We start from the raw sequence: 26,275 nt of genomic DNA on the forward strand, positions 1-26,275 counted from the left end.
CCCGACCCTACGAGGCGCGCCACCCGGGGTCGCGGCCGATGAAGGCCATCAGCCGGTCGACGACCGGTGCGTCGTCCGGGACTGCGACGGCCGGGCCGTACTGGCCGGAGTCGCGCAGCATCGCCTCGATCGGCTTCATGCCCTCGAGCATCCGGGCGGCGAAGTCCTCGTCGAGGCCGGGGTCCTGGCCGCCCGCGCGGGCGAGGTCCCAGGAGTGCATGTAGACGTCGGCGGTGTAGAACCGGTCCACGGCCTCGGCGAGCGTCTGGGTGCCGACGTAGGGGTGGGTGAACTCCTCGTCGGGGCGTTGCTCGAGGAGGCCCTGCACGGCGTCGGCGTGGTGCTCCCACGCGGCCCACGGGTCGTCCGCGACCGTCGGGCCGGCCGGCAGCTCGACGCCGCCGGCGGCCAGGAAGCCAGGGAACCACTCGACGAGGTGGCCGACCACGTCGCGGGCCGTCCACCCGGCGACGGGGGAGGGGGCCGACCAGTCGGGCGTCTGCTCGACGAGCCGGCCGAAGCCCCGCGCGACCGCGGCGTGGCGGTCGGCGGGAGCCTCGGGGAGGGCCATCAGAGCGTGCCGTCGGCGAGCAGGCGGTCGATGGCGGCGTAGCCGTCGTGCACGCCGACCTCCATGCCGCTGCTGAGCCAGCCGTCGCGCGCCTCGAAGGAGTCGCACAGGCTGAAGGCGTGCAGCCGGGTGCGGCCGTCGCCGAGGTCCTCGAAGGTCATCGTCTCCAGGGCGACCGCGTCGGGCATGCCGTCCCAGGTGAAGGTCTGCACGATCCGGTCCTCGCGCACGGTGTGGAAGCACCCGTGGAACGACGTCTCGAACTCGTCGCGCCCCTCGAGGCCGCGGGCGGTGTAGCGCCAGCACCCGCCGTCGCGGGCGTCCCACTCGGTGATCTCGGCGCCGATGCTGCTCGGGCCGCTCCACCGGGCGAAGAGCGCGGGGTCGGTGTGGGCGCGGAACAGCTGGGCGGGCGTCGCGGCGAAGTCGCGCCAGATGTGGATCGCAGGGACGGTGGGGTCGGCCTCGATGGCGGCCTCGGGGTAGCGCGTGGTGGCCTGCTGGTCGTGCGTGGTGGTCATGATGCGGTTCCTTCCTGGGTGCGGGGTCGGTCGGTGGCGTCCTCGTCGTCCTGCATCCGCGCGAGCACGCCGTCGAGGCGGGAGAACCGCTCCTCGGCCTGCCGGCGGTAGCGCTCGATCCACTTCGTCATGAGGTCGAACACCTCGGCTTCCAGGTGCACCGGACGTCGCTGCGCCTCACGGGTCCGCGTCACCAGGCCGGCGTCCTCCAGCACCTTGAGGTGCTTGGAGACGGCCTGGAGGCTGACGGCGTACGGCTCGGCCAGCTCGCCCACGGTGTGGTCCGCCTCGGCGAGGCGGGCCACCATGTCCCGACGGGTCGGGTCGGCGAGCGCGGCGAAGACGCGGGAGAGCGGGTCGGTCACGGGGCACCTTCTTCAACTGATGGGTTGAACAAGAAGGTAGGCCGGGTGGGATCCTTTGTCAACCAATCGGTTGAACTAGCGCCGCGGGACGCGCACGATGCGCGAGACCGCCTTGTCGCACTCGGCGAGCCCGGAGGCGTAGGACGGCGAGACGCTGACGTAGTAGCGGGCGCCGCGCGGGACGCGGAACCGTTGCCGCCCGCGGGCCGAGGCGTCCTCGGAGCCGGCCCTGGCGTCGCCGCCGGGCCGGACCCGCCAGAGCTTGACGCGCGCGCGGGAGGCGCAGGCCTGGACCGGGGAGGTGATCCGGGCCTCGAGCCGTCCCGGCCCCTCCAGCCAGCGCAGCCGCGCGCGGCGGGCCGCCGAGGGGCAACCGGTCGGGTTGCCGGACGCGAGCGTCGGGCAGCCGTCGACGAGGTCGTCGAGGCCGTCGCCGTCGGTGTCCGTCCCGGCGGTGCCGGCGCGCGCCTCCCCGACGGGACCCGACCCGACCACGGTGACCGTGACCGGCACGGCGGCGGGTGCAGGGGCCGCGGCCAGCGACGCGGCGAGGCCGAGGGCGGCGAGCAGCGGACCGGTGGGCAGCGGGCGGGTCACCCCACCAGCCTAGGGAGCCGCGGCCGCGGACGGCACCCCCTCGGCCCGAGCCGTCCCGGACGCCTAGGATCGGGGCGTGCGCCTGCGGATCGACTGTGCCTACGACGGCACGGAGTTCTCCGGCTGGGCCGCCCAGCCGACGCGGCGCACCGTGCAGGGCACGCTCGAGGCGGCGCTGGCGACGGCGCTGCGGCAGGAGTCCGCGCGGGTGACCGTCGCCGGGCGCACCGATGCCGGCGTGCACGCGCGCGGGCAGGTCGCCCACCTCGACGTCGAGCCCGGGGTGGTCGAGGCCTCCGCGGGCCGCTCGACCGACCCGCCGCTGGAGGCCCTGGCCCGTCGGGTCGACGGGATCCTGCCGCCCGACCTGCGGGTGCGACGGATCAGCGAGGCGCCGGTCGGGTTCGACGCGCGCTTCTCCGCCGTGTGGCGCCGCTACGCCTACCGCATCGCCGACGACCGGGCCGTGGTCGACCCCCTGACCCGCGGCCACGTGCTGGCGTGGGGCCGGCGGCTCGACCTGGCCGCGATGAACGAGGCGTCCGCGGCGCTCCTCGGGCTGCGCGACTTCGCCGCCTTCTGCAAGCAGCGCGAGGGCGCCACGACCGTCCGGACGCTGCTCGACCTCGACTGGCGCCGCGACCGGGCCGGCGTCGCGGTCGGCACCGTGCGCGCCGACGCGTTCTGCCACAACATGGTCCGGGCCCTCGTCGGCAGCCTGATCGCCGTCGGCGAGGGCCGCAGGCCCGTCGACTGGCCGGCCGAGGTGATGGCCGGGCGGCGCCGCGACCAGGGCGTACGCGTGGTGCACGCCCACGGCCTCACCCTCGAGGAGGTCGGCTACCCCGATGACGCGGAGCTGGCGGCCCAGGCCGACCGCGCCCGCGCCCGACGAGAGGCGATCGATGCCTGAGCACTACTTCTCCGCCGACCCGACCAGCCCGTTCGAGCGCGAGCCGTTCACCGCGGAGCTCTGGGGCCACGAGCTCACCTTCGAGACCGGGTCCGGGGTCTTCAGCCGCGGCCACCTCGACCACGCGACGGCCGTGCTGTTCAAGGAGCTCGCACCGCCGCCGCAGGGGCAGTTCCTCGACCTCGGCTGCGGCTACGGCGTCATCGGGCTCGCCCTGGCGAAGGCGGTGCCGCTGGCCAACGTCACGGGGGTCGACGTCAACGAGCGCGCCCTGCTCCTGGCCAACGACAACGCGCGGGCGGCCGGCCTGTCGTCGCGCTTCGTGGCCTGCCTGCCCGAGCAGGTGCCCGGCAACCAGGTGTTCGACGAGATCTGGTCGAACCCGCCGATCCGGATCGGCAAGGAGGCGCTGCACGAGCTGCTGCTCACGTGGCTCCCGCGCCTCGCGCCGGGCGGGCGGATGGTGATGGTCGTGGGGAAGAACCTCGGCGGCGACTCGCTCCAGCGCTGGTTGACCGAGCAGGGCTGGCCGACCGAGCGGCTCGCCAGCAGCAAGGGCTTCCGGGTGCTGGAGACGCGCCGGGCCTAGGGGCGCCCGTCGAGGAACATCCGCAGCCGGGTGTGGGTCGAGGCCGGGTCGTGCGGGAGGTGGCCGTTGACCGCGCGGCAGACCCAGCCGAGCCGCATCCCCGTCCGGGCGGCCTCGAGCAGCCGGGCCCCGTCCGCCCGGTGCCGCTCGGCGTAGGGCCGCAGGTAGGACCGCAGGAAGGGGCCGACGTCCTCGGAGTCCTGCTCGTCGTCCACGCCCCAGGCGATGACCCCCTCGAGGGTCACGGCGAGCGTGAGGAACGGGTGGGAGACGCAGGCGTCGCCCCAGTCGAGCACGTGGGCGTGACCGTGGGGCACGAACACCTGCCCGTCGTGCAGGTCGTCGTGCTGGATGGTGTCCGGGAGGCCCAGGGCCGCGAGCCCGGCGCACATCGCCTCGACGGTCTCCGGTCCGGGGAGGCGTGGGTCGGCGTCGTCGAGCCCTGCGAGCAGGTCGGCGTACGCGCCCGGCAGCGTCGCGAGCCGCCGGTCGGGTACGCCGAGGGCCAGCAGGGCGTCGACCTGGTCCTCGCACGCGAGCTGGATGCGGGCGTAGGCGTCGAGCACCTCGTGCCAGCGATCCAGGCTGCGCTCCTCGGCCACGACCTCGCGCAGGCGCGGCGACATGTCGGTCATCAGCATCCAGCCGGTGACGCGGTCGTATGCCGTGGGGCGGCACACCCGCTCTCCCGAGCGCGCGGCGAGGAACGCGGTGAGCGCCGCCTCGTGCCGCATCGGCTCGTCGTTCGCCTTGAACCAGAGGACCTGGTGGCGCGCCGTGACGCGCATGACGGTCGACCAGGGGGTGACGTGGGTCTGCTCGACCTGCAGCACCGGACCCCCGGTCCCTCCGTCGAGCTGCTGGTGGATCCACGCGTGCGCGGCGGCGAGGAAGGTCGGGTCGCGCCAGCGGTCCTCGGGGTCGGACATGGCGCGCACTCAACCGTCCGTCGCGCCGGGAGGCAAGGGGTGGGCGTTATCCGCCGGGCGATCAGGCCGGACGGGTGGCCACGAGCACGCCGATCTTGTCGATGCGGTGCTCGGGGTTCTTGAACTCGTCGGACCAGTAGTTGCCGGCGGCGTGGTCCTCGAGGGTCGCGCAGGTCGACAGCGTGATCATCGCCCGGGTCGCGGTGCGGCCGGGCCGGCCGGGCACCTCGGCCCGCTGGGCGCGCAGCGACGCGGGCTCGCGGAACGAGGTCCAGCGGGTGCGGCGCACCTCGTAGACGAAGACCGTGTCGCCGCTGCGCACGCGGATCCGGTCGCCGCGGACGAGGCTGGGGGAGTAGCGCAGGGGGGCGGCGCCGGTGAGCCGGTGACCGGTGACGATGAAGTTGCCGATCTCGCCCGGCCCGGTGCCGCCGCCCGGGCCGCGCGGGGAGGCCATCTCGCCGGCGTCCTGCAGCGCGGTGCCCGGTGCGTCGTCGGGGGACCCGCGGTAGCGCACGACCGGGAAGTCGCGCAGCCCGATCGCCTCGATGGTGACGAAGGAGCGCCGGGGCTCCGGGGCGGGCTCGGTGGTCGGCTCGGTGGTGGGCTCGCTGGTGGGCGTCGGGGTGCCGGCCGAGGCGGACGGGGCGGGGGCGCCCGAGGAGGTGCTGCCCGCGCCGGGCTCCGGCGCGCGGCGAGGGTCGTCGGACGCGCAGGCGGTGGTCACCGCGGCGAGCGCCGCGGCGAGCGCGAGCACGGCGCGTCCTGCCACCTCGCCCACGGTACGTCGCGGGCGGCGCTCACCCCAGCCGTACGGGCAGGCGCTCCACCCCGTGCACGATCGCCAGCTCGGTGAAGCGCAGGTCGGTGGGGTCGCAGGCGAGCGACAGGTCGGGGAAGCGGCGCGCGAGCCCGACCAGCGCGGTGCGCAGCTCCATCCGGGCCAGCTCGGCGCCGACGCAGCGGTGCAGGCCGTGGCCGAAGGCGAGCGTCGCGACCGGCTCGCGGGTCGGGTCGAAGGCCTCCGGGTCGACGTGGCGGGCCGGGTCGCGACCGGCGCCGGTGAGGGAGACCAGCACGATGTCGCCGGCCCGGACCACCTGCTCGCCGACCGCCACCTCGTGGCGCGCGATGCGGGGGAACGCCATCTGGACCGGGCAGACGAAGCGCAGCAGCTCGTCGACGATCCGCTCGACCTCGACCGGGTCGCCCTCGCGCAGCGCCCGCCACGAGGCCGGGTGCTGCAGCAGCACCCACGTGCCGAGGGAGAGCATGCTGGCGCTGGTCTCGTAGCCGCCGAGGAAGACGCCGTCGGCGAGGCCGCCGAGCTCGACGTCGTCGAAGTCCGCGCCGTGGTCGGCGACCAGCCGGGAGACCAGCCCGTCGGGCAGGTGGGGCGACCGGCGCTCGGAGGCCACCAGGTCGATGAGGAACTGCCGGGTGCCGGCGGCGGTGTCGAAGATGCCGGCGCCGGCGTCGCGCAGGTCGAAGCGGGCGGCGCCGTGCTGGCGGAACTCCGCCCGGTCCACGTCGGGCATCCCGAGCAGGTCGCAGATCACCTCGAACGGCACCTGGAAGCCGAACCGCTCGACGAGGTCGACCTCGGGCCCGTGGGCCTCCATGTCGTCGAGCGCGGCGGCGACGACGCGGTCGACGTCGGCCTGGAGGTCGAGCAGCCGGCGCCGGGTGAAGGACGGCGTGAGCAGGCCGCGCAGGCGACCGTGGTCGGGCTGGTCGGTCATCCCGAGCCCGCCGATCCGCTCGGCGGGCGCGCGCTCCTGGCGGCCGATGAGGCCGCGCACGTCGTTGGCGAACGAGGTGGAGTCGGCCAGGACGGTGCGGGCCACGTCGTGACCGGTCACCAGCCAGACGCGGGTGCCGAGCAGGCTGGCGAAGCGCACCACGTCGCCGCGCTCGCGGGTCTGCGCCAGCCGGGCCACGGGGCGTACGCCGTCGCGCTGGAGCGGGTACCGGATGCCGGCGGGGACGCGCACGTACGGCACCCGCCGCACGCCGGAGAGGGCCAGGCGCAGGGCGGTGCCACGCAGGGTGGACGCCGTCGACGAAGCCATGGGGCCAGTCAATCCCACGGGCGCGAACGGCGTCGATCCGGATGATCCCCGGCGTGTCCCCGAGGGGCCTCGCTGCCCGCGCACCGGGCAGGATGGGGCCATGGCCCACGACGCAGCCCCCGACAGGTACGACGACGCGACCGGCATGGACTACCGGTCCACCGGCCGCAGCGGGCTGAAGCTGCCCGCGCTGTCGCTCGGCCTGTGGCAGAACTTCGGCACCGACCGGCCCGAGGAGACCCAGCGCGCCATCCTGCGCCGCGCCTTCGACCGGGGCGTGACCCACTTCGACCTCGCCAACAACTACGGCCCGCCCTACGGTCGCGCGGAGGAGAACTTCGGGCGCTACCTCGCCGACGACTTCGCGCCCTACCGCGACGAGCTCGTCATCTCCACCAAGGCCGGCTACGACATGTGGCCCGGCCCCTACGGCCAGGGCGGCGGCTCGCGCAAGTACGTCCTCGCCTCGCTCGACCAGTCGCTGCGCCGGATGGGCCTGGACTACGTCGACATCTTCTACAGCCACCGATTCGACGCCGAGACTCCCGTCGAGGAGACGATGATGGCGCTCGACACCGCGGTGCGGTCCGGGCGCGCGCTCTACGCCGGCATCTCCTCCTACTCCGCGTCGCGGACCCGCGAGGCCGCGACGATCGCCCGCGAGCTCGGCACGCCGCTGCTCATCCACCAGCCGTCGTACTCGATGCTCAACCGGTGGATCGAGGGGCCCGACGGCGACGGCCCGAGCCTGCTGGACGAGCTCGACGCGCAGGGGATGGGCTGCATCGTCTTCACCGCGCTCGCCCAGGGCCTGCTCACCGACCGCTACCTCGACGGCGTGCCCGCCGACTCGCGCGCCGCACGCGAGGACTCGACGGTCGCCGGGCTCGACGAGGCGGTGCTCGACCGGGTCCGGGGCCTCAACGCCGTCGCCGAGCAGCGGGGGCAGAAGCTGGCCCAGCTCGCGCTGCAGTGGGTGCTGCGCGACCGGCGGGTCACCAGCGCCGTGATCGGCGCCTCGAGCGTCGAGCAGCTCGACACCAACCTCGACGCGCTCGCCGGACCGCCGCTGACCGACGACGAGCTCGCCGAGATCGACCGGTACGCCGTCGAGTCGGGGATCAACCTCTGGGCGAAGCAGACCGAGGAGTGAGCGAGCACGGGGGTCGGGCGACCCGGGTCGTCGTGGTGGGGGCCGACGCGGCCGGGATGTCCGCCGCCCACCAGGCGCTGCGCACCGCGAAGCGGCACGGGCGCGAGCTCGCGGTCACGGTGCTCGAGCGCGGCCACCACACCTCGTACTCTGCCTGCGGCATCCCCTACTGGATGGCCGGCGACGTCGACGACCCGGGCGACCTGGTCGCCCGCAGCGCCCACGAGCACCTCGCGAGCGGGCTCGACCTGCGGATGGGCACCGAGGTGGTCGCGGTCGACACGGGTGCGCGCACCGTGACCACCGCCCACGGCGAGGTGCTCGCCTACGACGAGCTGGTGGTCGCCACGGGTGCTCCCGCGGTGGTGCCGGAGTGGGCGCTGCGCGCGGACGGGACGCCGTACGACGGGGTCGGCACCGTCAAGACCCTCGACGACGGCGGCGCGTGGCTGCGGCGCTTCGAGGAGGCCGGCCCGGGCGCCCGCGTCGTCGTGGTCGGCGCCGGGTACGTCGGGGTGGAGGTCGCCGAGGCGGCGCTGCGCCGCGGGCTCGCGGTGACCGTGCTGACCCGCACCCGCGGGATGGGGATGCTCGAGGACGAGATGTCCGACCGGGTGAACGCGGCGCTGGTCGGCGCCGGCGTCGACCTCGTGCTCGGCGCCGAGGTGACCGGGCTCGACCTCGACGGCGAGCGCGTGACCGGCGTGCACTGGGACGGGGGCACCCGCGAGGCCGACCTCGTGGTCGTCGCGACCGGCGTCCGGCCCGCGACCGACTTCCTGCGCGGCACCGGCGTGCCGCTCGCCGACGACGGGGCGCTGCGCCCCGACCCGCACGGCCGGGTGGCCGAGCACGTCTGGGCCGCCGGCGACTGCTGCGAGGTGCGTCGCCGGATCGACGACGCGTGGGTGTTCCGCCCGCTCGGCACCCACGCCAACAAGCACGGCCGCGCGCTCGGCGACAGCCTCGCCGGCGGGTCGCTCGCCTTCGACGGGATGACCGACACGTCGATCACCCGCTTCGCCGCCGGCGGGCAGTACGTCGAGGTCGCCCGCACCGGCCTGTCCCGCGCCGACGCCGAGGCCGCCGGCCTCGACCCGGTCGTGCTGGTCACCGAGGGCTCGACCGCCAGCGGCTACATGCCCGAGGCCGACCCGGTGGCGATCTGGGTGATGGCCGACCGCGCCACCCGGCGGCTGCTCGGGGTGCAGCTGGTCGGTGGTCGCGGCGCGGGCAAGCGGGTCGACGCGGCGGCCGCGGTGCTGTGGCACGGCGGCACCGTCGACGACCTGGCGTGGATGGACCTGGCGTACGCCCCGCCGTTCGCGACCGCCTGGGACGTGCTGCAGGTCGCGGCGCGGCGGGTGGCGGAGCGGATGTGAGGGCCTCTTCAGCGATCCCCGGCTGACCGGGGATCGCTGAACTTGTCAGGCCGTGCACGCCCTGACAAGTTCAGCGAGAGCCTGACAAGTCGGTGGCGGCGACGACTCACGACGCCCACAATCGCCGGATGGACCTCGAGATCGTCACCCTCGCCCAGCGCCCCCAGCCGTGGGACGTGTTCTGGGCGATGGAGACGTCGTGGCCGGAGTTCATGAAGCACGACCCGATCGGCAACTCCTACTACGCCTGCCTCGAGGAGCTCTTCCTCGAGTGCGTGCTGGTGGCCCTCGACGGCGACGGCCGGATCGTCGCCAAGGCGCACAGCGCGCCGTTCCAGCTCCCCGACGGCGAGCTGCCCGACGCCGGCTGGGACTTCGCGCTGCGCAGCGCGGTGCTGACGCCCGTCTGGGGCGAGACGCCGAACGCGATCACGGCCGCCGAGATCGCGATCGTCCCGGAGCTCCAGGGGACCGGGCTCTCGAGCGTGATGCTCGCCGCGCTGCGCGACAACGCCGGACGCCTCGGCTACTCCGAGCTGCTCGCCCCGGTCCGCCCGAACGGCAAGACCGACGTCCACGAGCCGATGGAGACGTACGCCTCCCGCACCCGCGACGACGGGCTGCCGGTCGACCCGTGGCTGCGCGTCCACGTGCGCGCCGGCGGCCGCATCGACCGGGTCGCGCCGCGCTCGATGGTCATCCCCGGCACGGTCGCGGAGTGGCGGGCGTGGACCGGGCTGCCGTTCGACACGACCGGACCGGTCGTCGTGCCCGGCGCGCTCGCGCCGGTCATGTGCGACGCCGAGCACGGCACGGCCGTCTACGTCGAGCCCAACGTGTGGGTCCGGCACCCCACCGGCGCCTGAGCTCAGGCGCCCGAGACCGCCTTGCGGACCTCGTTGACGCAGAGCGCGACGAAGGCGAGCGCGATGACGACCATGAGCACGTTGGAGTGCAGCTTGTTGCGCCACTCCGCCGGCGTCCGGTCGGTGTTGAGCAGCCACAGCAGCGTGACCGCGAGGAACGGCATGAAGAACGCGCCGAGCACGCCGTAGGCCAGGATCAGCCACACCGGCTTGCCGAGGAACATCATCACCATCGGCGGGAAGGTCAGCCACAGGACGTAGGCGCGGTACCACTTCCCGCCGGCGCGGGCATCCTCGGCAGGGCCGCCGGTCACGTTGGTCGCGAAGTCGGCGAACATCAGGCTGACGCCGTTCCAGACACCGACCAGCGACGACATCGCGGCCGCCCAGAAGCCGAGCAGGAACAGCTTGCCGGCCCACTGCCCGTAGCGGTCCTGCAGCACCACGCCGAGGTCGAGCAGGCCGGCGTCGCCGCTCTCGATCGCGACGCTGGTGGAGTAGAGCAGCTCGGCGCCGACGACCAGGGTGGCCAGCACGAAGATGCCGGTGACCACGTAGGCGACGGTGTTGTCGATGCGCATCACCCGCATGTAGGTGGGCGTGGCCCAGCCCTTCTCGCGCAGCCAGTAGCCGTAGGCCGCGAGCGTGATGGTGCCACCGACGCCGCCCGCGAGGGCGAGGGTGTTGACCAGGCCGCCGTCGGGGATGCGCGGCGCGAGGCCGGTGAGCAGCTCGCCGAGGTTGGGCAGCGTCAGCAGCGCGGCGCCGACCATCGTCACGAACATGATCCCGACGAGGGCCGCCAGCACCTTCTCGAAGACGGAGTAGCGCCCGGTCCACACCAGCAGCAGGCCGAGCAGGCCGGACAGGATGCCCCACCACGTGGTGGAGAGCCCACCGAGCAGCCCCTGCAGGGCCAGCCCGGTGCCGGCCATCGCGGCGGCGCCGTAGACGAAGCCCCAGATGACGATGTACGGCGCGAAGTACCAGGTCGTCCACGCCCCGAGCGAGCGCCAGCCCTCGAAGATCGTGCGGCCGGTCGCGAGCGACCACCGGCCCGCGCCCTCGACGAGCACGATCTTCATGACGCAGCCCACGACCACGCACCACAGCAGCGTGTAGCCGAACTTCTGGCCGGCGATGAGGGTCGCCACCAGGTCGGCCGCGCCGACGCCGGTGGCGGCCACGACGAGGCCGGGCCCGATCACCCGCCATCGGGGGACGGTGGTCTGCTGGTCTCCTGTGGTGGTCGCCATGCCCTGCACCCTAACCGCGGTCTAGACCATCGGTCTCGTGACGGCACCCCGTCCCTCCTCCGACGGGCGGGCGGGATAACCGGGCGACGGCACGCGTCCGGCTTGCGACACTTCTCCTCGTGGGACATGTGGACGTGGCAGGGGTCAGGTACGAGCTGCCGGACGGGCGGGTGCTGCTCGACGACGTCAGCTTCCGCGTCGGCGACGGCCAGAAGGTCGCGCTCGTGGGCGCCAACGGGGCCGGGAAGACGACGCTGCTGCGGATCGTCACCGGCGACCTCACCCCCCACGCGGGCGTGGTCACCCGCTCCGGCGGGCTCGGCGTGATGCGCCAGTTCGTCGGCCACGGCGGCGGCGACGAGACCGTCCACGACCTGCTGCTGAGCGTGGCGCCGCCCGCCGTGCGCGCGGCGGCCGAGGCGGTCGACGCCGCCGAGCTGGCGCTCATGGACACCGACGACGAGCGCACCCAGATGGCGTACGCCACCGCCCTGTCCGACTACGCCGACGCCGGCGGGTACGACGTCGAGGTGACGTGGGACGTGTGCACGACCGCGGCGATGGGGCTGCCCTTCGACCGCGCCCGGCACCGCCTGCTCTCGACCCTGTCGGGCGGCGAGCAGAAGCGGCTGGTGCTGGAGTACCTGCTGCGCGGGCCCGACCAGGTGCTGCTGCTCGACGAGCCGGACAACTACCTCGACGTGCCCGGCAAGATCTGGCTCGAGGGGCGGATCCGCGAGTCGGCCAAGACGATCCTGTTCATCAGCCACGACCGCGAGCTGCTCGACAACACCGCGACCCGCATCGTCACGGTCGAGCTCGGCAGCGCCGGCAACCTCGTGTGGACCCACCCCGGCGGCTTCGCGAGCTATCACGAGGCGCGCAGCGACCGCTTCGAGCGCTTCGAGGAGATGCGCCGCCGCTGGGACGAGGAGCACGCCAAGATCAAGGCGCTGGTGCTGCGGCTGAAGATCAAGTCGGAGTACAACGACGGCATGTCCTCGCAGTACCGCGCGGCGCAGACCCGGCTGAAGAAGTTCGAGGACGCCGGGCCGCCGATCGAGCAGCCGCGCGAGCAGCAGGTGACGATGCGGCTCAAGGGCGGGCGCACGGGCAAGCGCGCCGTCGTGTGCACCGACCTCGAGCTGACGAACCTGATGAGGCCCTTCGACCTCGAGGTCTGGTACGGCGAGCGCGTGGCCGTGCTGGGCTCCAACGGCTCCGGGAAGTCCCACTTCCTGCGCCTGCTGGCAGCGGGCGGCAGCGACCCCGACGTCGAGCACCGGCCGGTCGGCGACCCGCCCGCGCCGGTGGCGCACACCGGGTCGGCGAAGCTCGGTGCGCGGGTGCGTCCCGGCTGGTTCGTCCAGACCCACGAGCACCCCGAGCTGGTCGGGCGCACGCTGCTGGAGATCCTGCACCGCGGCGACGGTACCCCCGACGGCCGGGCCGGGATGGGCCGCGAGGCCGCGAGCCGGGTGCTCGACCGCTACGAGCTCGCGCACGCCGGCGAGCAGCGGTTCGAGTCACTCAGCGGCGGCCAGCAGGCGCGGTTCCAGATCCTGCTGCTCGAGCTCTCCGGGGCGACGCTGCTGCTGCTCGACGAGCCCACCGACAACCTCGACGTGCAGTCCGCCGAGGCGCTGGAGGCCGGTCTGGAGGCGTTCGAGGGCACCGTGCTGGCGGTGACCCACGACCGCTGGTTCGCCCGCGGCTTCGACCGGTTCCTGGTCTACGGCGCCGACGGCGAGGTCTACGAGTCCGACGGCCCGGTCTGGGACGAGGGCCGGGTGGCCCGCACCCGATGACCACCCCGCCGCCGGGCCTGGAGGTCCGCGAGCTCGACGTCCACGACGACGCTGCCTTCGACGCCTGGCACGCCGTCTACGCCGCGGCCGAGCGCCACGACCTCGACGACTTCGCGACCGTCTGGCAGGTCGAGGAGCTGCGCGTCGCGATGCGGGCGACGGCCTCGCACAGCTGCTCGGGCGGGTGGTCGGGACACCTCGACGGCGAGGTCGTGGCGGCCGGGTGGATGCGTACGCCGCTGCTCGACAACCTCGAGCTCGCCGAGGTGGCGGTCCACGTGCTGCCCCACGCCCGCCGCCGCGGCGTGGGCTCGGCCGTCCTCGACGTGCTCGAGTCCGCCGCGGCCGCCCGCGGCCGTCGGGTGCTGACCGGCCTCTGCGGGTGGCCCTCGGCCGCCGGGCCCGGGGGCGACGGCGCGTCCGGCCCGTCCTTCGCCCGGGTGCGGGGCTACGACCTCGCGCTGACGGAGGTGCAGCGCGAGCTGTGGCTCCCGGTCGACGACGCGGTGCTGGCCCGGCTGGCCGACGACGCGGCGCCCGCCCACGCCGCGTACACGCTCCGCTCCTGGGTCGGGCCGGTCCCCGACGACCTGCTCGCGGGCTGGGCCGCCCTCACGTCGAGCCTGGCGACCGAGGCGCCGACCGGTGACCTCGACCTGGAGCCCGAGGCGGTCAGCACCGAGGCGGTGCGCGAGCGCGAGGCGACCCTGGTCGCGCAGGGACGCACGAAGCTCAACACCGTGGCCCTGACCGGCGACGGTGAGGTGGTCGCCTACACCGACCTCGCCACGACCGTCCACGAGCCCGGCCGTGCCTACCAGTGGGGCACCCTCGTCCAGACCGCGCACCGCGGCCACCGCCTCGGGATCGCGGTCAAGGTCGCCAACCTGCGCCTGCTGCAGCGCGAGCGCCCCGACATCGTCCGCCTGACGACCTACAACGCCGAGGTGAACACCCACATGGTCGCGGTCAACGAGGCGCTGGGCTTCCGGCCGGTCGCGTGGCTCGGGGACTTCCAGAAGAAGCTGGGCGGTCCTGGCCCTTCCTGACGTAGAGGGCGATCATCGTCCCGGCCACCACCCCGTTGAGCAGGTGCCAGCCGAAGTGGGTGCCGAGCGGCAGCGCGGCGCACAGCTCGCGGTCGACGGTGCGGAAGCCCAGGGAGACCACGAAGACCGCCGCGATCGCGAGCAGGGCGCGGGACGAGCGACGGTCCTCGCGCGCCGTCAACGCGGCCATCGCGGCCATGGCCACCGGGACGGTGGCGTAGCCGATCGAGCCGTTGAGGGTGAGGCCGAGCGTCCGCCCGGCGGCGATCGTGGCCGCGGTCACCGCCACGAACCCGGCCGCCGCCGCCAGCCCGACCCAGACCGGCGCCCGGAGGAACCGCACGACCGCCAGGACGAGGAAGAGCAGCACGAACACGCGGATCGGCCACACGTCGGCGTGCATCGACCACCGGGTCGCGAGCGTGTGGAAGAGGTACGACCCGACACCGATGCTGCCTGCGCACACCGCCAGCAGCAGCGCCGACCGGTCACCGGCTCGTCGTGCCATGCGTGCGGTGACGACCGCGGCCACGACGAACGACAGGTTGGTCAGGGCGTTCACGGGCTCCGACCAGAAGGACGGGTCGGTGCGCTCGCAGTAGCCGTCGATGCTCTCGGTCCAGGACACCGGCACAGGGTAGGGGCGGCCCCGTCGGCCACGGCAGCCGTCGACCGCAGTGTCGTGCTGCAATGGCGCCATGACGACCCGACGCGGCCTGTTCGTGGCCCCCTTCGACGCCCTCGCCGACCCGCGCGTGGTGGGCGACCTCGCGGTCGCGGCGGAACGGGCCGGCTGGGACGGCTTCTTCCTCTGGGACCACCTGCAGTACGGCGACCGGGTCACCGACCTCGCTGACGTGTGGACCTGCTGCGCCGTGGTGGCCGACCGCACCGAGCGGATGCTGCTCGGCCCGATGGTGACCCCGCTGCCGCGCCGACGGCCGCAGGTGCTGGCGCAGCAGGCGGCGAGCCTGGCCGTGCTGTCCGGCGGCCGGTTCGTGCTCGGGCTGGGGATCGGCGACGACTGGGTGGGGGAGTTCGGCGGCTACGGCGACGAGACCGACCCGAAGGTCCGCGGGCGGATGCTCGACGAGGGGCTCGCCGTCCTCGCCGGCCTGCTCGGCGACGGGGAGGTCGACCACGACGGTGAGCACTACGCGGCGCGCGGCGTGCGCGGGCGGTCGGCGCCCGACGTGCCGGTGTGGCTGGCCGGACGGTTCGGCAACCGTGCCCCGCTGCGGCGCGCGGCCCGCCACGACGGCTTCTTCGTCATCGGGCTCGGCGGGCCGGACCACCTCGACCGGGTCGCGGCCGACCTCGCGGCGCACGACCCCGCTCCCGGGTTCGACCTCGTGGTCGACCTGCAGCCCGACCAGGACCCGGCGCCGTGGCTCGACCGCGGCGCGTCGTGGGTGCTCACGCGGGTCGGCCCCCACGACCTCGAGCTCGACGACGTACGTCGCCTGGTCGACGCCGGTCCCTGACCGTCGCTCAGGTGAAGGCGCTGATCCCGGTCTCGGCGCGTCCGACGATCAGCTTCTGGATCTGCGAGGTGCCCTCGTAGAGCGTCATCACGCGGGCGTCGCGGAGGTACTTCGCGACCGGGAAGTCGTCGACGTAGCCCGACCCCCCGTGGACCTGGACGGCGAGGTTGGCCGCGCGCACGGCCGCCTCCGACGCGAACAGCTTGGCCTTCGACGCGGCGGTGCCGAAGGGCTCGCCGCGGTCGACCAGGTCGGCGCACAGCCAGCACAGCAGCCGCGCCGCGTCGGCGTCGACCGACATGTCGGCGATCATGTCCTGCACGAGCTGGAACGACGCGATCGGCCTACCGAACTGCTGGCGCTCGGTGGCGTAGGCGACGGACGCCTCGAGACAGCCCTGCACGATGCCGACGCACCCCGAGGCGACCGCCAGGCGGCCCTTGTCGAGGGTGCCCATCGCGATCCTGAAGCCCTGGCCGACCTCACCCAGCCGCGCCGCGTCCGGGACGCGCACGCCGTCGAGGAACAGCTCGGCGGTGGCCTGGCCGCGGAGCCCGAGCTTGCCCTTGATCTCGCGGGCGGTGAACCCCGGGGCGTCGGTCGGCACCAGGAACGCCGTCACGCCGCGGGGTCCCTCGTCGCTGGTCCGGGCGAAGACGAGCGCGACGTCGGCCCACGTGCCGTTGGTGATGAAGAGCTTCTGCCCGTCGATCACCCAGTCGGACCCGTCCCGCCGCGCGCGCGAGGTCAGGTTGCCGGCGTCGGACCCCGTGCCGGGCTCGGTGAGCCCGAAGCAGCCGAGCTTCGTCGCCGCGGCCAGCTGGGGCAGCCACTCCTGCTTCTGCTCCTCGGTGCCGTGGAAGAGGATCGACTTGCCGACCAGCCCGCTGCTGACCGACACGATGCCGCGCAGCGCCGAGTCGGCGCGGCCGAGCTCCTCCATGGCGAGGGAGTACGTCACGTGGTCGCCGCCGACGCCGCCGTACTCCTCGGGGATGGTGAGCCCGAAGAACCCGAGCTCGGCCATCTTGGGCACGATCGCGAGGTCGACGGACTCGTCGTGGTCCCACTGCATCCGGTGCGGGACGGCCTCGCGCTCCAGGAAGTCGCGGGCGAGCGCCCGGAACTCCTGCTGCTCCTCGCTCAGCGAGAGGTCCATCAGACGGCGTCGACCATCTCGTGCTCGCCGACCCGGTCCGCGAGGCGCGAGAGGTGGTGGGCGCCGTTGCCGAGCCACTGCCCGAGCACCTCGACGTGGGCGGCGCCGACGCCCACGGCGTACTCCGCCGTCATCGCGATGCCGCCGTGGAGCTGGATCGCCTCCTGCCCGACGTGCCGCCCGGTGCGCGCGATGGTGAGGCCGACCCGGTCGGCGGCGTCGGCCACGACGGCGGGGTCGCCGCCGGCGATCGTCATCGTCGCCCAGTCGACCATGCTCTGCGCCATCTCGAGCGAGACGTACATGTCGGCCGCGCGGAAGGTCAGCGCCTGGAAGGTGTTGAGCGTGACGCCGAACTGCGTGCGGCTCTTGAGGTAGTCGGTCGTCGCGCGCACCTGGGACTGCATGACGCCGAGCGCCTGGTTGGCGCCCATGATCCGGGTCAGGTCGCTGATCGTGGCGATGCTCGCGGAGAGGTCGCGCCCGGGCTCGCCGAGCGGGGTGGCGGCGCTCGCGTCGAACCGCACGGACGCCGCACGGGTCAGGTCGGCGGCGACGTAGCCGGTGCGCTCGACCGCCTCGGGGGACACCAGGAACAGCCCGGTGCCGCCGTCGGGCAGCGCCGCGGTCACGACCAGGAGGTCCGCCCGCGCGCCGCCGACGACCGGGTCGGCGACGCCGGTGAGCGTCCACGCGTCGCCCTCGACGGTGGCCCGCACGCCGTCGTTGGCCGACGACCACCGCGCGCCCGGCGCGGTGTCGGCCGCGGCGAGCACCAGGTCGCCCGCGCTGAGCCGACCGAGCACGTCGGCCTTCTGCTCCGCCGTGCCGCACGCGGCGACGAGGCCGCCGGCGTGCACGACCGAGGCGAGGTAGGGCTCGGGGGCGAGCACGCGGCCGAGCTCCTGGCACACGATGCCGATCTCGACCGGCCCGGCGCCGACGCCGCCGTCGGCCTCGCTGAAGGGCAGCCCCAGCACGCCCATCTCGGCCAGCCGGCCCCACAGCTTCTCGTCGAAGCCGGGATCCTCGGCCACCGTGCGGCGCCGCGCGTCGTGGTCGGCGTACGTCGTGGCGAGCAGGCCGCGGACGGCCTCGCGCAGGGCCTGCTGCTCGTCGTCAGGGGTGAAGTCCATGACCAGTCCTCTCCGGGCCCTCAGAGGCCCAGGATCGTGCGGCTGATGATCTGGCGCTGCACCTCGTTGGAGCCGCCGTAGATCGAGGCCTTGCGGAGGTTGAGGTAGGTCGGCGCGGAGCGGCGCGCCCAGCCCTCCTGCGGCGAGTCGTCGTCGGCGCGTGCCGCGAGCGAGGCCGGTCCAGCGAGGTCGAGCGCGAGCTCGCTCACCGCCTGCTGCAGCTCGGAGCCGCGCAGCTTGAGCACCGACGACGCCGGGTGCGGCGCCCCGTCCGAGGAGTGCGCGACGACCCGCAGCGCGGTGAGCTCGAGGGCGAGCAGGTCGTTCTCCAGCTCGGCGACGCGGGCCCGGACGAGGGGGTCGTCCATCAGGTCGGCGGCCTCCGACTTGAGCCGGGCGAGCGCCCGCTTGGTGGCGCCGACGGGAGCCACCCCGACGCGCTCGTTGCCGAGCAGGAACTTCGCGATCGTCCAGCCCTGGCCCGGGTCGCCGACCATCAGGTCGCCTGGGACGCGGACGTCGGAGAACCACACCTCGTTGACCTCGTGGCCGCCGTCGATGAGCTCGATCGGACGCACCTCGACGCCCGGCGACGTCATGTCGATGAGCAGCATCGAGATGCCGGCCTGCTTCTTCACCTCGGGGTCGGTGCGCACGAGGGTGAAGATCCAGTCGCCGTACTGGCCGAGCGTGGTCCAGGTCTTCTGCCCGTTGACCACCCAGTCGTCGCCGTCGCGCACCGCAGAGGTGCGCAGGCTGGCGAGGTCGGAGCCCGCGTCGGGCTCGGAGAAGCCCTGCGACCACCAGATGTCGAGGTTCGCCGTCGCGGGCAGGAACCGCTCCTTCTGCTCCTGCGTGCCGAACTGCGCGATCACCGGGCCGATCATCGAGGCGTTGAAGGCGAGCGGCAGCGGCACGCCGGCGCGTTGCATCTCCTCGTGCCAGAGGTGACGCTGGAGGTCGGTCCAGTCCTGCCCGCCCCACTCGGTGGGCCAGTGGGGCACCGCGAGGCCCTCGGCGTTGAGGATGCGCTGGCTCTCGACGATCTGGTCGTGCGAGAGGTGGCGACCCGCCAGGACGGTGTCCCGGATCTCCTGCGGCACCTTGGTGGTGAAGAGCTCGCGCATCCGGGTGCGGAACTCCGCGTCGGTCGGGCTCAGCTCGAGCTGCATGTGGCTCCTCGGTCGAAGACGGGTCAGGCCGGCCGCCCCATCATGGCGCGGCCGGCCTGAGCCTGGGCAACGGGTGGGTCCGTGTCGTGTCAGCCGGCGCTGGAGGTGGCGTCGCTGTCGAGCGTCACGGTCGCCTCCTGGGGCTCGCCGCCACGGGTCCAGGTGACGCTCACCTGGTCCCCGGGACGGTAGGAGCGGATCGTCGCGACCAGCGAGTCGGCGCCGGTGATCTTCTTCCCGTCGACCGACGTGATCACGTCACCGGTCTTGATGCCCGCGTCGGCGGCGGTCGAGCCGGCGGTGACGTCGGCGATCTTCGCGCCGGCCTCGTCGTCGCCGACGCGGATGCCGAGGCGCGCGTGCGTGGGCGTCTCGCCCTGCGCCATCTGGTCCACGATCGGCATCACCTCGTCGATCGGGATCGCGAAGCCGAGGCCGATCGAGCCGGACTCGCCCGACGAGCCGTAGGCCGACTGCGAGGCCGCGGTGCGGATCGAGGAGTTGATGCCGATCACCGCTCCCGTCATGTCGACGAGCGGACCGCCGGAGTTGCCCGGGTTGATCGCGGCGTCGGTCTGGATCGCGGGGTACGTCGTGGAGTTGCCCTGGTCGTCGGAGCCCACGTTGACCGGTCGGTCGAGGGCGCTGACGATGCCGGAGGTGACGGTGGCGTCGAGCCCGAAGGGCGAGCCGATCGCCACCACGCCCTCGCCGACGCCGAGGTTGGCGGACTTGCCGATGGTGGCGGGGGTGAGGTCGGAGACACCGGAGGCCTTGATGACGGCGGTGTCGGTCAGCGGGTCGGTGCCGAGGATCTCGGCGTCGGCGCTGGTGCCGTCGTTGAAGTCGACCTTGAGCGTGCCGCCGTCCTCGGCGAGCTCGACGACGTGGTTGTTGGTGAGGATGGTGCCGTCGGCGGTGAGGATGATGCCGGACCCCGACGCCTCGCCCTGCTGGCCCGCGACGTTGATCTTGACGACGCTCGGCAGCACCTTCTGCGCGACCGACTCGACCGAGCCGTCGGCGGCGGGGGACTGGCTCTGGTTCGCCACGGTCGAGGTCGAGACCGGGCTGGCGCTCGAGGTCCCCGCCGGGTCGTCGTGGGTGGCGTCCCAGAACGCTGCGCCGCCGACGCCGGCGCCTCCGCCGACGAGCAGGGACGTCGCGACCACCGCGGCCGCCAGGCCGGTGCGTCGACGTCGCGGCGGGCGCTGCTGGGTGAGCGGGGCGGCCGGCGCGGGCCAGCCGGGGGAGTGCTGCCACCCGTCCGCGGGCTGCTGCGGGGTCGGACGGGAGGGGTCTGCCGGCTCGCCGGCACCGTTCTGGGGAGGGAATCCGTCGCTCATGACTCCACCGTGCGTCGCCTCCCTGTGGAAGCCCTGAGAGCGCGCTGGGAAGGTACGCAGACTCTCGGCCGACGTGCCTGCAAAATATTGCAGGCATTGCAACTGCTTGCTCCCGGCCCTAGTGTGACGCACGCCACGCTGACCGCCTTCTCGGGAGTACCTGTGCGTCGACCCACCCCCGCCCTCGTCGCCGCCGTCACGGCGCTCGCCACCCTCGTGCCCACGACGGGTGCGCTCGCCGCGCGGGAGGCCCCACCCGCGACCGTCACCCTCGCCGGCTCCCTGCAGGACGAGCTCGGCTGCGCGAGCGACTGGACGCCCGACTGCGAGGCCTCCGGCCTCACCCGCCAGGACGACGGCACGTGGGCGCTCGAGGCCGACCTGCCGGCCGGGGCGTACGGCTTCAAGGTGACCATCGACGGGTCGTGGGACGAGAACTACGGGGCGGGCGGCGCGGCCGGCGGTGCGGACGTGCCGCTCGTGCTGCAGCACCAGGCGCGGCTGCGGTTCAGCTATGACGACACCACGCACCGGATCGCCGTCGCGCTCGCCGAGCAGCCGGCCGCGGAGCCGACCGCCGCGGACCGGCGGCTGGCCGGCACCTCGCTGCGCACCCCGCTGACCCGCGAGAACTTCTACTTCGTGATGGCCGACCGGTTCGCCAACGGCGACCCGACCAACGACACCGGAGGGCTGACCGGCGACCGGATGACGACCGGTCTCGACCCGACCGACAAGGGCTTCTTCCACGGCGGCGACATCAAGGGCCTCTCCGACCGGCTCGACTACATCTCCGGGCTCGGCACCACCGCGATCTGGCTGACCCCGAGCTTCCAGAACCGGCCGGTGCAGGGCACGGGCGCCGACGCGAGCGCGGGCTACCACGGCTACTGGGTCACCGACTTCACCCGCATCGACCCGCACTTCGGCACGAACGCCGAGCTCAAGGCGTTCATCGACCGGGCCCACGCCCGCGGGATCAAGGTCTTCTTCGACATCATCACCAACCACACCGCCGACGTCATCGACTACCAGGAGCAGCAGTACGGCTACGTCGGCAAGGACGCCGAGCCCTACCGCGACGCCGCGGGACAGCCGTTCGACGACCGCGACTTCGCGGGCACGGACACCTTCCCCGACCTCGACGCCGCCGCGTCGTTCCCCTACACGCCGGTCTTCCGCACCGACGCCGACCGCACGGTCAAGGTGCCGGCGTGGCTCAACGACCCGACGAACTACCACAACCGCGGCGACTCCACGTTCGCCGGCGAGTCCTCGACCTACGGCGACTTCGTCGGCCTCGACGACCTGTTCACCGAGAAGCCCGAGGTCGTCGACGGGATGACCGACGTCTACCGCACCTGGGTCGACTTCGGCATCGACGGCTTCCGGATCGACACCGTCAAGCACGTCAACATGGAGTTCTGGCAGGAGTTCGCCCCCGCCATCCGTGACCACGCCGCCGCGACCGGCAACGACGACTTCTTCGCCTTCGGCGAGGTCTACGACGCCGACCCCGCCTACCTCTCGCGGTTCAGCACCGAGGGCCGGCTCGACGCCACCCTCGACTTCGGCTTCCAGGCGGCGGGCACCGGCTTCGCGAAGGGCGCCGCGACGACCCGGCTGCGCGACTTCTACGCCGGCGACGACTGGTACACCGACGCCGACTCCAACGCGTACGCGTCGCCGACCTTCCTCGGCAACCACGACATGGGCCGCATCGGCACCTTCCTGCAGGGCACCGACTCCGTGCTCGAGCGCGACCGGCTCGCCCACGCGCTGATGTACCTGACCCGCGGGCAGCCGGTCGTCTACTACGGCGACGAGCAGGGCTTCGTCGGCGACGGCGGCGACAAGGACGCGCGCGAGGACATGTTCGCCAGCGCGGTGCCGTCCTACAACGACAACGACCTGATCGGCACCGACGCCACCACCGCGCAGGCCAGCTACGACACCTCGCACCCGCTCTACCGCACCATCCGCGACCTGGCCCGGCTGCGGAAGACCTACCCGGCGCTCGCCGACGGCGCGCAGCTGCACCGCTACGCCTCCGACGACGCCGGTGTCTACGCCTTCAGCCGGATCGACGCGGGGGAGCGCCGCGAGTTCCTCGTCGCGCTCAACAACGCGACGACCGCCAAGACGGTCACCGTCGCGACCGAGGCCCGGCGCGGGTCGTTCGCGCAGGTGTGGCCCGCCGGCCGCGGCCGGCTGCGCACCGACGCCGAGGGCCGCACCGAGATCACGGTGCCCGCCCTGTCGGCGGTCGTCTGGCGCGCCGACGCCCGGCTGGAGCGCCGCCGCGAGGCGCCGGCGATCCACCTCGAGAAGCCGTCCGCCGGGGGCGTCGTCGGCGGGCGCTCGCCGATCACGGTCGGCGTGCCCGACGGAGGGTTCAACCAGGTGAGCGTCGCGTGGCGTCCGGTCGGTGCGACCGACTGGACCACGCTCGGCACCGACGACAACGCGCCCTACCGGGTCTTCCACGACGTCTCGTCGCTGGCGAAGGGCACGCTCGTGGAGTACCGCGCGGTGCTGCGCGACTCCAGCGGCAACCTGTCGGTGGCGTCGTCCTACGCCTCGGTCGGCGAGCCGGAGGAGGAGCCGACCCCGGGTGGCGGTGGCGGCGGCGGTCCGGTGACCCAGCCGTCCGCCGTGTCGGTGCCCGGCAGCCTCAACAGCGAGATGGGCTGCTCCGGCGACTGGCAGCCCGACTGCGCCGAGGCGCAGATGTCGCTCGACGCCGACGACCTGGTCTGGAAGCGGACCGTCGACCTGCCCGCCGGCGGCTACGAGTACAAGGCCGCGATCGACAACGCCTGGGACGAGAACTACGGCGCCGGTGGCGTGCCCGGCGGGGCCAACATCCCGCTCGACGTCGCTGCCCCCGGCCCGGTGACGTTCTACTACGACCACGCGACCCACTGGGTCACCAGCGACGCGCAGGGGCCGATCGTCACGCTCGCGGGCAGCTTCCAGTCCGAGCTGGGCTGCGCGGCCGACTGGTCGCCCGACTGCATGCGCGGCTGGCTGCAGGACCCCGACGTCGACGGCACCTACACCGCGTCGCTGGCGCTGCCGGCCGGCAGCTACGAGACGAAGGTCGCCCACGGGCTGTCGTGGGAGGAGAACTACGGCCAGGACGGCGCCCGCGACGGCGCGAACATCGGCTTCGACGTCCCCGCAGGAGGGGTGCAGGTGGTCTTCACTTACGACGTGGCCACGCACCGGTTGACGATCTCCTCGCGCCAGGCCGGCGCGGCGCCCGACCTGACGAAGGCGAAGGCGCAGTGGGTGCGCCGCGGCCTCCTCGCCTGGGACGTCCCGGACGCCGGCTCGCGTCGCCACCGCCTGCACTTCTCCCGCGCGGGTGACCTCGCGGTCGACGCCGAGGCGGTCACCGGCGGGTCGTCGGTCCCGCTGACCCTCGACCCCGACGGGCTCCCGGCCGACGTGCTCGAGGACTTCCCGCAGCTCGACGGCTACGAGGCGTTCCGCCTCGACCGCAGTGCGCAGCGACGGGTGCGCGAGATCCTCACCGGCCAGCTCGCGGTCGCGTCGTACGACCCGGGCGGCGCGCTCCAGGACGCGACCGGCGTGCAGGTGCCGGGCGTCCTCGACGACGTCTACGCCGACGCGGCGCGGGCCGACCTCGGCGTGACGTGGCGCGGAGGGCGCCCGACCCTCGCCGTCTGGGCGCCGACGGCGCAGGCCGTCTCGGCCCGGGTCGCCGGCCGGACGGTGCCGATGCGGCGCCGCGACGACGGCACGTGGCAGGTCACCGGCCCCGCGTCGTGGCGCGGCGCGGCCTACACCTACGACGTCACGGTCTTCGCCCCCGCGGCGGGAGCGGTGGTCACCAACCGGGTCACCGACCCGTACTCCGTCGCGCTCACCGCGAACTCGCAGGCGTCCCTCGTCGTCGACCTCGACGACCCCCGCCTCGCGCCGGCCGGCTGGTCGCGCGACCGGGCGCCCCGGATCGCGCAGCCCGAGGACCGCAACGTCTACGAGCTCCACGTCCGCGACTTCTCGATCGGCGACGAGACCGTGCCGGCCGCGGAGCGGGGCACGTACCTCGCCTTCACCCGCCGCGACTCCGCCGGCATGCGCCACCTGCGCCGGCTGGCCGACGCCGGGCTCAACACGGTGCACCTGCTCCCGGCCTTCGACATCGCGACCATCGAGGAGCGCCGCGCCGCCCAGGCCACGCCCGACTGCGACCTGCGCGCGCTGCCGCCCGACTCGCCGCGGCAGCAGGAGTGCGTCGGCGCGATCGCCGGCAGCGACGGCTTCAACTGGGGCTACGACCCGCTGCACTACACGACGCCCGAGGGCTCCTACAGCACCGATCCCGACGGCACGCCCCGCACCGTGGAGTTCCGGCGGATGGTCCAGGGGCTGCACGGCGCCGGCCTCCAGGTCGTGATGGACGTGGTCTACAACCACACCGCGGCGTCCGGCCAGGACCCGAGGTCCGTGCTCGACCGGGTCGTCCCCGGCTACTACCACCGGCTCTCCGCGACCGGCGCGGTCGAGAACAGCACCTGCTGCTCCAACACCGCGACCGAGCACCGGATGATGGAGAAGCTGATGATCGACTCCGTGCTCACGTGGGCACGGGCGTACAGGGTCGACGGCTTCCGGTTCGACCTGATGGGCCACCACTCGCTGGAGAACATGACCCGGCTGCGTGCCGCGCTCGACCGGCTCACGGTGCGGCGCGACGGCGTCGACGGCAAGGCCGTCTACCTCTACGGCGAGGGCTGGAACTTCGGTGAGGTCGCCGACGACGCCCGCTTCGTGCAGGCGACCCAGGCCAACCTCGCGGGCTCGGGCATCGGCTCCTTCAGCGACCGGCTGCGCGACGCCGTGCTCGGCGGCGGACCGTTCGACGAGGACCCGCGGGTGCAGGGCTTCGGCTCGGGCCTCTACACCGACCCCAACGGCGCCGACGCCAACGGCACGAGCGAGGAGCAGCTCGCCCGCCTGCGCCACGACGAGGACCTCGTCCGCCTCGGCATGGCCGGCAACCTCGCCGACCTCCGCTTCCGCAGCTCGACGGGGGAGGAGGTCGTCGGCTCCGAGGTCGACTACAACGGCCAGCCCGCCGGCTACGCGGCCGACCCGTCGGAGACCGTGACCTACGTCGACGCCCACGACAACGAGACGCTCTACGACTCGCTGGCCCTCAAGCTCCCCGTCGGCACCCCGATGGCCGACCGGGTCCGGATGAGCACGGTCTCGCTGTCGACGGTCGCGCTCTCGCAGGGCGTCGTGTTCTGGCACGCCGGCACCGACCTGCTCCGCTCCAAGAGCCTGGACCGCAACTCCTACGACTCCGGCGACTGGTTCAACCGCGTCGACTGGCAGCGCCGCGACAACACCTTCGGCTCGGGGCTGCCGCCGAAGGCGGACAACGAGTCGAAGTGGCCGTTCATGCGGCCGCTCCTCGCCGACCCCGCGCTGCGCCCCGACGCGGCGGCGATGGACGCCGCCCACGCGGCCGCCCAGGACCTGCTGCGGATCCGCACGTCGTCGCGGTTGTTCCGGCTCGGCTCGCTGGAGGCGATCCAGGCGAAGGTGTCGTTCCTCGACACCGACCCCGGGGTCGTCGCGATGCTCGTCGACGACACGGCAGGCGCCGACGCGGACCCCCGTCGCGACGGCGTGCTGGTCGTGGTGAACGCCTCGCCGGAGGCCACGACGGTGGCCGGCACCGGCGCGGGCTGGACCCTCCACGACGTGCAGGCGTCGGGCGCCGACGCCGTGGTCAAGGGCAGCACCGCGACCGCTGACTCGGTCACCGTGCCGGCCCGCACCACCGCCGTGTTCGAACGCTGATCCCAAGGATTTCCCAACACCCCCCTCCCACCATGGGTCGATCTGGCCCAGGGAGGGGACGAC

General features: G+C 73.7%; 22 protein-coding genes. 9 read left to right on the forward strand and 13 right to left on the reverse strand.

From position 1 onward, the window contains the following. Window positions 1-7 precede the first annotated feature (7 nt). The 4 genes from LN652_RS17500 to LN652_RS17515 all read right to left on the reverse strand — a co-directional run bounded on the left by LN652_RS17500 (window position 8) and on the right by LN652_RS17515 (window position 2,054). A complete protein-coding gene (locus tag LN652_RS17500) occupies window positions 8-571 on the reverse strand; it encodes a TIGR03086 family metal-binding protein (RefSeq protein ID WP_230441861.1) in 564 nt (187 codons plus the stop codon). Next, window positions 571-1,092 (reverse strand): SRPBCC domain-containing protein, encoded by a 522-nt coding sequence (locus LN652_RS17505; RefSeq protein WP_230441862.1) that lies wholly within the window; start codon window positions 1,090-1,092, stop codon window positions 571-573. Before LN652_RS17505 ends, LN652_RS17500 begins: the two co-directional genes overlap by 1 nt. Then, the gene (locus LN652_RS17510; RefSeq protein ID WP_230441863.1) at window positions 1,089-1,457 is read right to left on the reverse strand and encodes an ArsR/SmtB family transcription factor; all 369 of its coding nucleotides are present in this window, start codon (window positions 1,455-1,457) and stop codon (window positions 1,089-1,091) included. The genes LN652_RS17505 and LN652_RS17510 overlap by 4 nt, the downstream gene beginning before the upstream one ends. A 75-nt stretch (window positions 1,458-1,532) precedes the next feature. Beyond that, window positions 1,533-2,054, reverse strand: a complete 522-nt coding sequence (locus LN652_RS17515) for a hypothetical protein (RefSeq protein WP_230441864.1) — start codon at window positions 2,052-2,054, stop codon at window positions 1,533-1,535. A gap of 76 nt (window positions 2,055-2,130) precedes the next feature. On the opposite strand from LN652_RS17515, the gene truA reads away from it, so the two are divergent. Together truA and LN652_RS17525 are read left to right on the forward strand one after the other, a co-directional pair. Beyond that, a complete protein-coding gene (gene truA, locus LN652_RS17520; RefSeq protein ID WP_230441865.1) occupies window positions 2,131-2,967 on the forward strand; it encodes a tRNA pseudouridine(38-40) synthase TruA in 837 nt (278 codons plus the stop codon). Beyond that, entirely contained in the window at window positions 2,960-3,556 is a 597-nt protein-coding gene (locus LN652_RS17525; RefSeq protein WP_230441866.1) for a class I SAM-dependent methyltransferase, read from the forward strand. The genes truA and LN652_RS17525 overlap by 8 nt, the downstream gene beginning before the upstream one ends. Here the strand turns inward: LN652_RS17525 and LN652_RS17530 are convergent. The 3 genes from LN652_RS17530 to LN652_RS17540 form a co-directional block, all read right to left on the reverse strand. Next, window positions 3,553-4,485 carry an aminoglycoside phosphotransferase family protein gene (locus tag LN652_RS17530; protein ID WP_230441867.1) on the reverse strand — a complete coding sequence of 311 codons (933 nt, stop codon included), beginning with the start codon at window positions 4,483-4,485 and terminating at the stop codon, window positions 3,553-3,555. The genes LN652_RS17525 and LN652_RS17530 overlap by 4 nt on opposite strands. Window positions 4,486-4,546: 61 nt before the next feature. Further along, window positions 4,547-5,257, reverse strand: coding sequence for a class E sortase (locus tag LN652_RS17535; RefSeq protein ID WP_230441868.1), 711 nt, complete (start codon window positions 5,255-5,257; stop codon window positions 4,547-4,549). A gap of 28 nt (window positions 5,258-5,285) precedes the next feature. Then, window positions 5,286-6,557, reverse strand: a complete 1,272-nt coding sequence (locus LN652_RS17540) for a cytochrome P450 (protein ID WP_230441869.1) — start codon at window positions 6,555-6,557, stop codon at window positions 5,286-5,288. 100 nt (window positions 6,558-6,657) lie between these two features. On the opposite strand from LN652_RS17540, the gene mgrA reads away from it, so the two are divergent. The 3 genes from mgrA (at window position 6,658) to LN652_RS17555 (ending at window position 9,958) form a co-directional block, all read left to right on the forward strand. After that, complete coding sequence (gene mgrA, locus LN652_RS17545) at window positions 6,658-7,710, forward strand: L-glyceraldehyde 3-phosphate reductase (protein ID WP_230441870.1); 1,053 nt, start codon at window positions 6,658-6,660, stop codon at window positions 7,708-7,710. After that, the gene (locus tag LN652_RS17550) at window positions 7,707-9,092 is read left to right on the forward strand and encodes an FAD-dependent oxidoreductase (RefSeq protein WP_230441871.1); all 1,386 of its coding nucleotides are present in this window, start codon (window positions 7,707-7,709) and stop codon (window positions 9,090-9,092) included. The genes mgrA and LN652_RS17550 overlap by 4 nt, the downstream gene beginning before the upstream one ends. A 128-nt stretch (window positions 9,093-9,220) precedes the next feature. Continuing rightward, complete coding sequence (locus tag LN652_RS17555; RefSeq protein ID WP_230441872.1) at window positions 9,221-9,958, forward strand: N-acetyltransferase; 738 nt, start codon at window positions 9,221-9,223, stop codon at window positions 9,956-9,958. 2 nt (window positions 9,959-9,960) lie between these two features. Here the strand turns inward: LN652_RS17555 and LN652_RS17560 are convergent, their stop codons facing one another. Continuing rightward, complete coding sequence (locus LN652_RS17560; RefSeq protein ID WP_230441873.1) at window positions 9,961-11,214, reverse strand: Nramp family divalent metal transporter; 1,254 nt, start codon at window positions 11,212-11,214, stop codon at window positions 9,961-9,963. Between the two features lie 119 nt (window positions 11,215-11,333). Between LN652_RS17560 and LN652_RS17565 the strand changes: the two genes are divergently transcribed. Both LN652_RS17565 and LN652_RS17570 read left to right on the forward strand, forming a co-directional pair. Further along, a complete protein-coding gene (locus LN652_RS17565; protein WP_230441874.1) occupies window positions 11,334-13,022 on the forward strand; it encodes an ABC-F family ATP-binding cassette domain-containing protein in 1,689 nt (562 codons plus the stop codon). Further along, window positions 13,019-14,071 (forward strand): GNAT family N-acetyltransferase, encoded by a 1,053-nt coding sequence (locus LN652_RS17570; RefSeq protein ID WP_230441875.1) that lies wholly within the window; start codon window positions 13,019-13,021, stop codon window positions 14,069-14,071. The genes LN652_RS17565 and LN652_RS17570 overlap by 4 nt, the downstream gene beginning before the upstream one ends. Here LN652_RS17570 and LN652_RS17575 read toward each other — a convergent pair. After that, window positions 13,992-14,699, reverse strand: a complete 708-nt coding sequence (locus tag LN652_RS17575) for a ceramidase domain-containing protein (RefSeq protein ID WP_230441876.1) — start codon at window positions 14,697-14,699, stop codon at window positions 13,992-13,994. The two genes, LN652_RS17570 and LN652_RS17575, sit on opposite strands and share 80 nt — an antisense overlap. Before the next feature lie 70 nt (window positions 14,700-14,769). Between LN652_RS17575 and LN652_RS17580 the strand changes: the two genes are divergently transcribed. Then, the gene (locus tag LN652_RS17580) at window positions 14,770-15,555 is read left to right on the forward strand and encodes an LLM class flavin-dependent oxidoreductase (RefSeq protein WP_230441877.1); all 786 of its coding nucleotides are present in this window, start codon (window positions 14,770-14,772) and stop codon (window positions 15,553-15,555) included. A 7-nt stretch (window positions 15,556-15,562) separates the two neighbouring features. Here the strand turns inward: LN652_RS17580 and LN652_RS17585 are convergent, their stop codons facing one another. The 4 genes from LN652_RS17585 to LN652_RS17600 all read right to left on the reverse strand — a co-directional run bounded on the left by LN652_RS17585 (window position 15,563) and on the right by LN652_RS17600 (window position 20,368). Then, window positions 15,563-16,714, reverse strand: coding sequence for an acyl-CoA dehydrogenase family protein (locus LN652_RS17585; RefSeq protein ID WP_230441878.1), 1,152 nt, complete (start codon window positions 16,712-16,714; stop codon window positions 15,563-15,565). Beyond that, window positions 16,714-17,850: an acyl-CoA dehydrogenase family protein gene (locus LN652_RS17590; protein ID WP_230441879.1), complete on the reverse strand. Its 1,137-nt coding sequence runs from the start codon at window positions 17,848-17,850 to the stop codon at window positions 16,714-16,716. The genes LN652_RS17585 and LN652_RS17590 overlap by 1 nt, the downstream gene beginning before the upstream one ends. 20 nt (window positions 17,851-17,870) lie before the next feature. Then, window positions 17,871-19,022 carry an acyl-CoA dehydrogenase family protein gene (locus LN652_RS17595; RefSeq protein WP_230441880.1) on the reverse strand — a complete coding sequence of 384 codons (1,152 nt, stop codon included), beginning with the start codon at window positions 19,020-19,022 and terminating at the stop codon, window positions 17,871-17,873. A gap of 89 nt (window positions 19,023-19,111) precedes the next feature. Continuing rightward, on the reverse strand, window positions 19,112-20,368 hold the full coding sequence (locus LN652_RS17600) for a S1C family serine protease (RefSeq protein ID WP_230441881.1): 1,257 nt from the start codon (window positions 20,366-20,368) through the stop codon (window positions 19,112-19,114). Between the two features lie 162 nt (window positions 20,369-20,530). On the opposite strand from LN652_RS17600, the gene pulA reads away from it, so the two are divergent. Next, window positions 20,531-26,212: a pullulanase-type alpha-1,6-glucosidase gene (gene pulA, locus LN652_RS17605; protein WP_230441882.1), complete on the forward strand. Its 5,682-nt coding sequence runs from the start codon at window positions 20,531-20,533 to the stop codon at window positions 26,210-26,212. Window positions 26,213-26,275 lie beyond the last annotated feature (63 nt).

The organism is Nocardioides okcheonensis, from assembly GCF_020991065.1.
Classification (GTDB): Bacteria; Actinomycetota; Actinomycetes; order Propionibacteriales; family Nocardioidaceae; genus Nocardioides; species Nocardioides okcheonensis.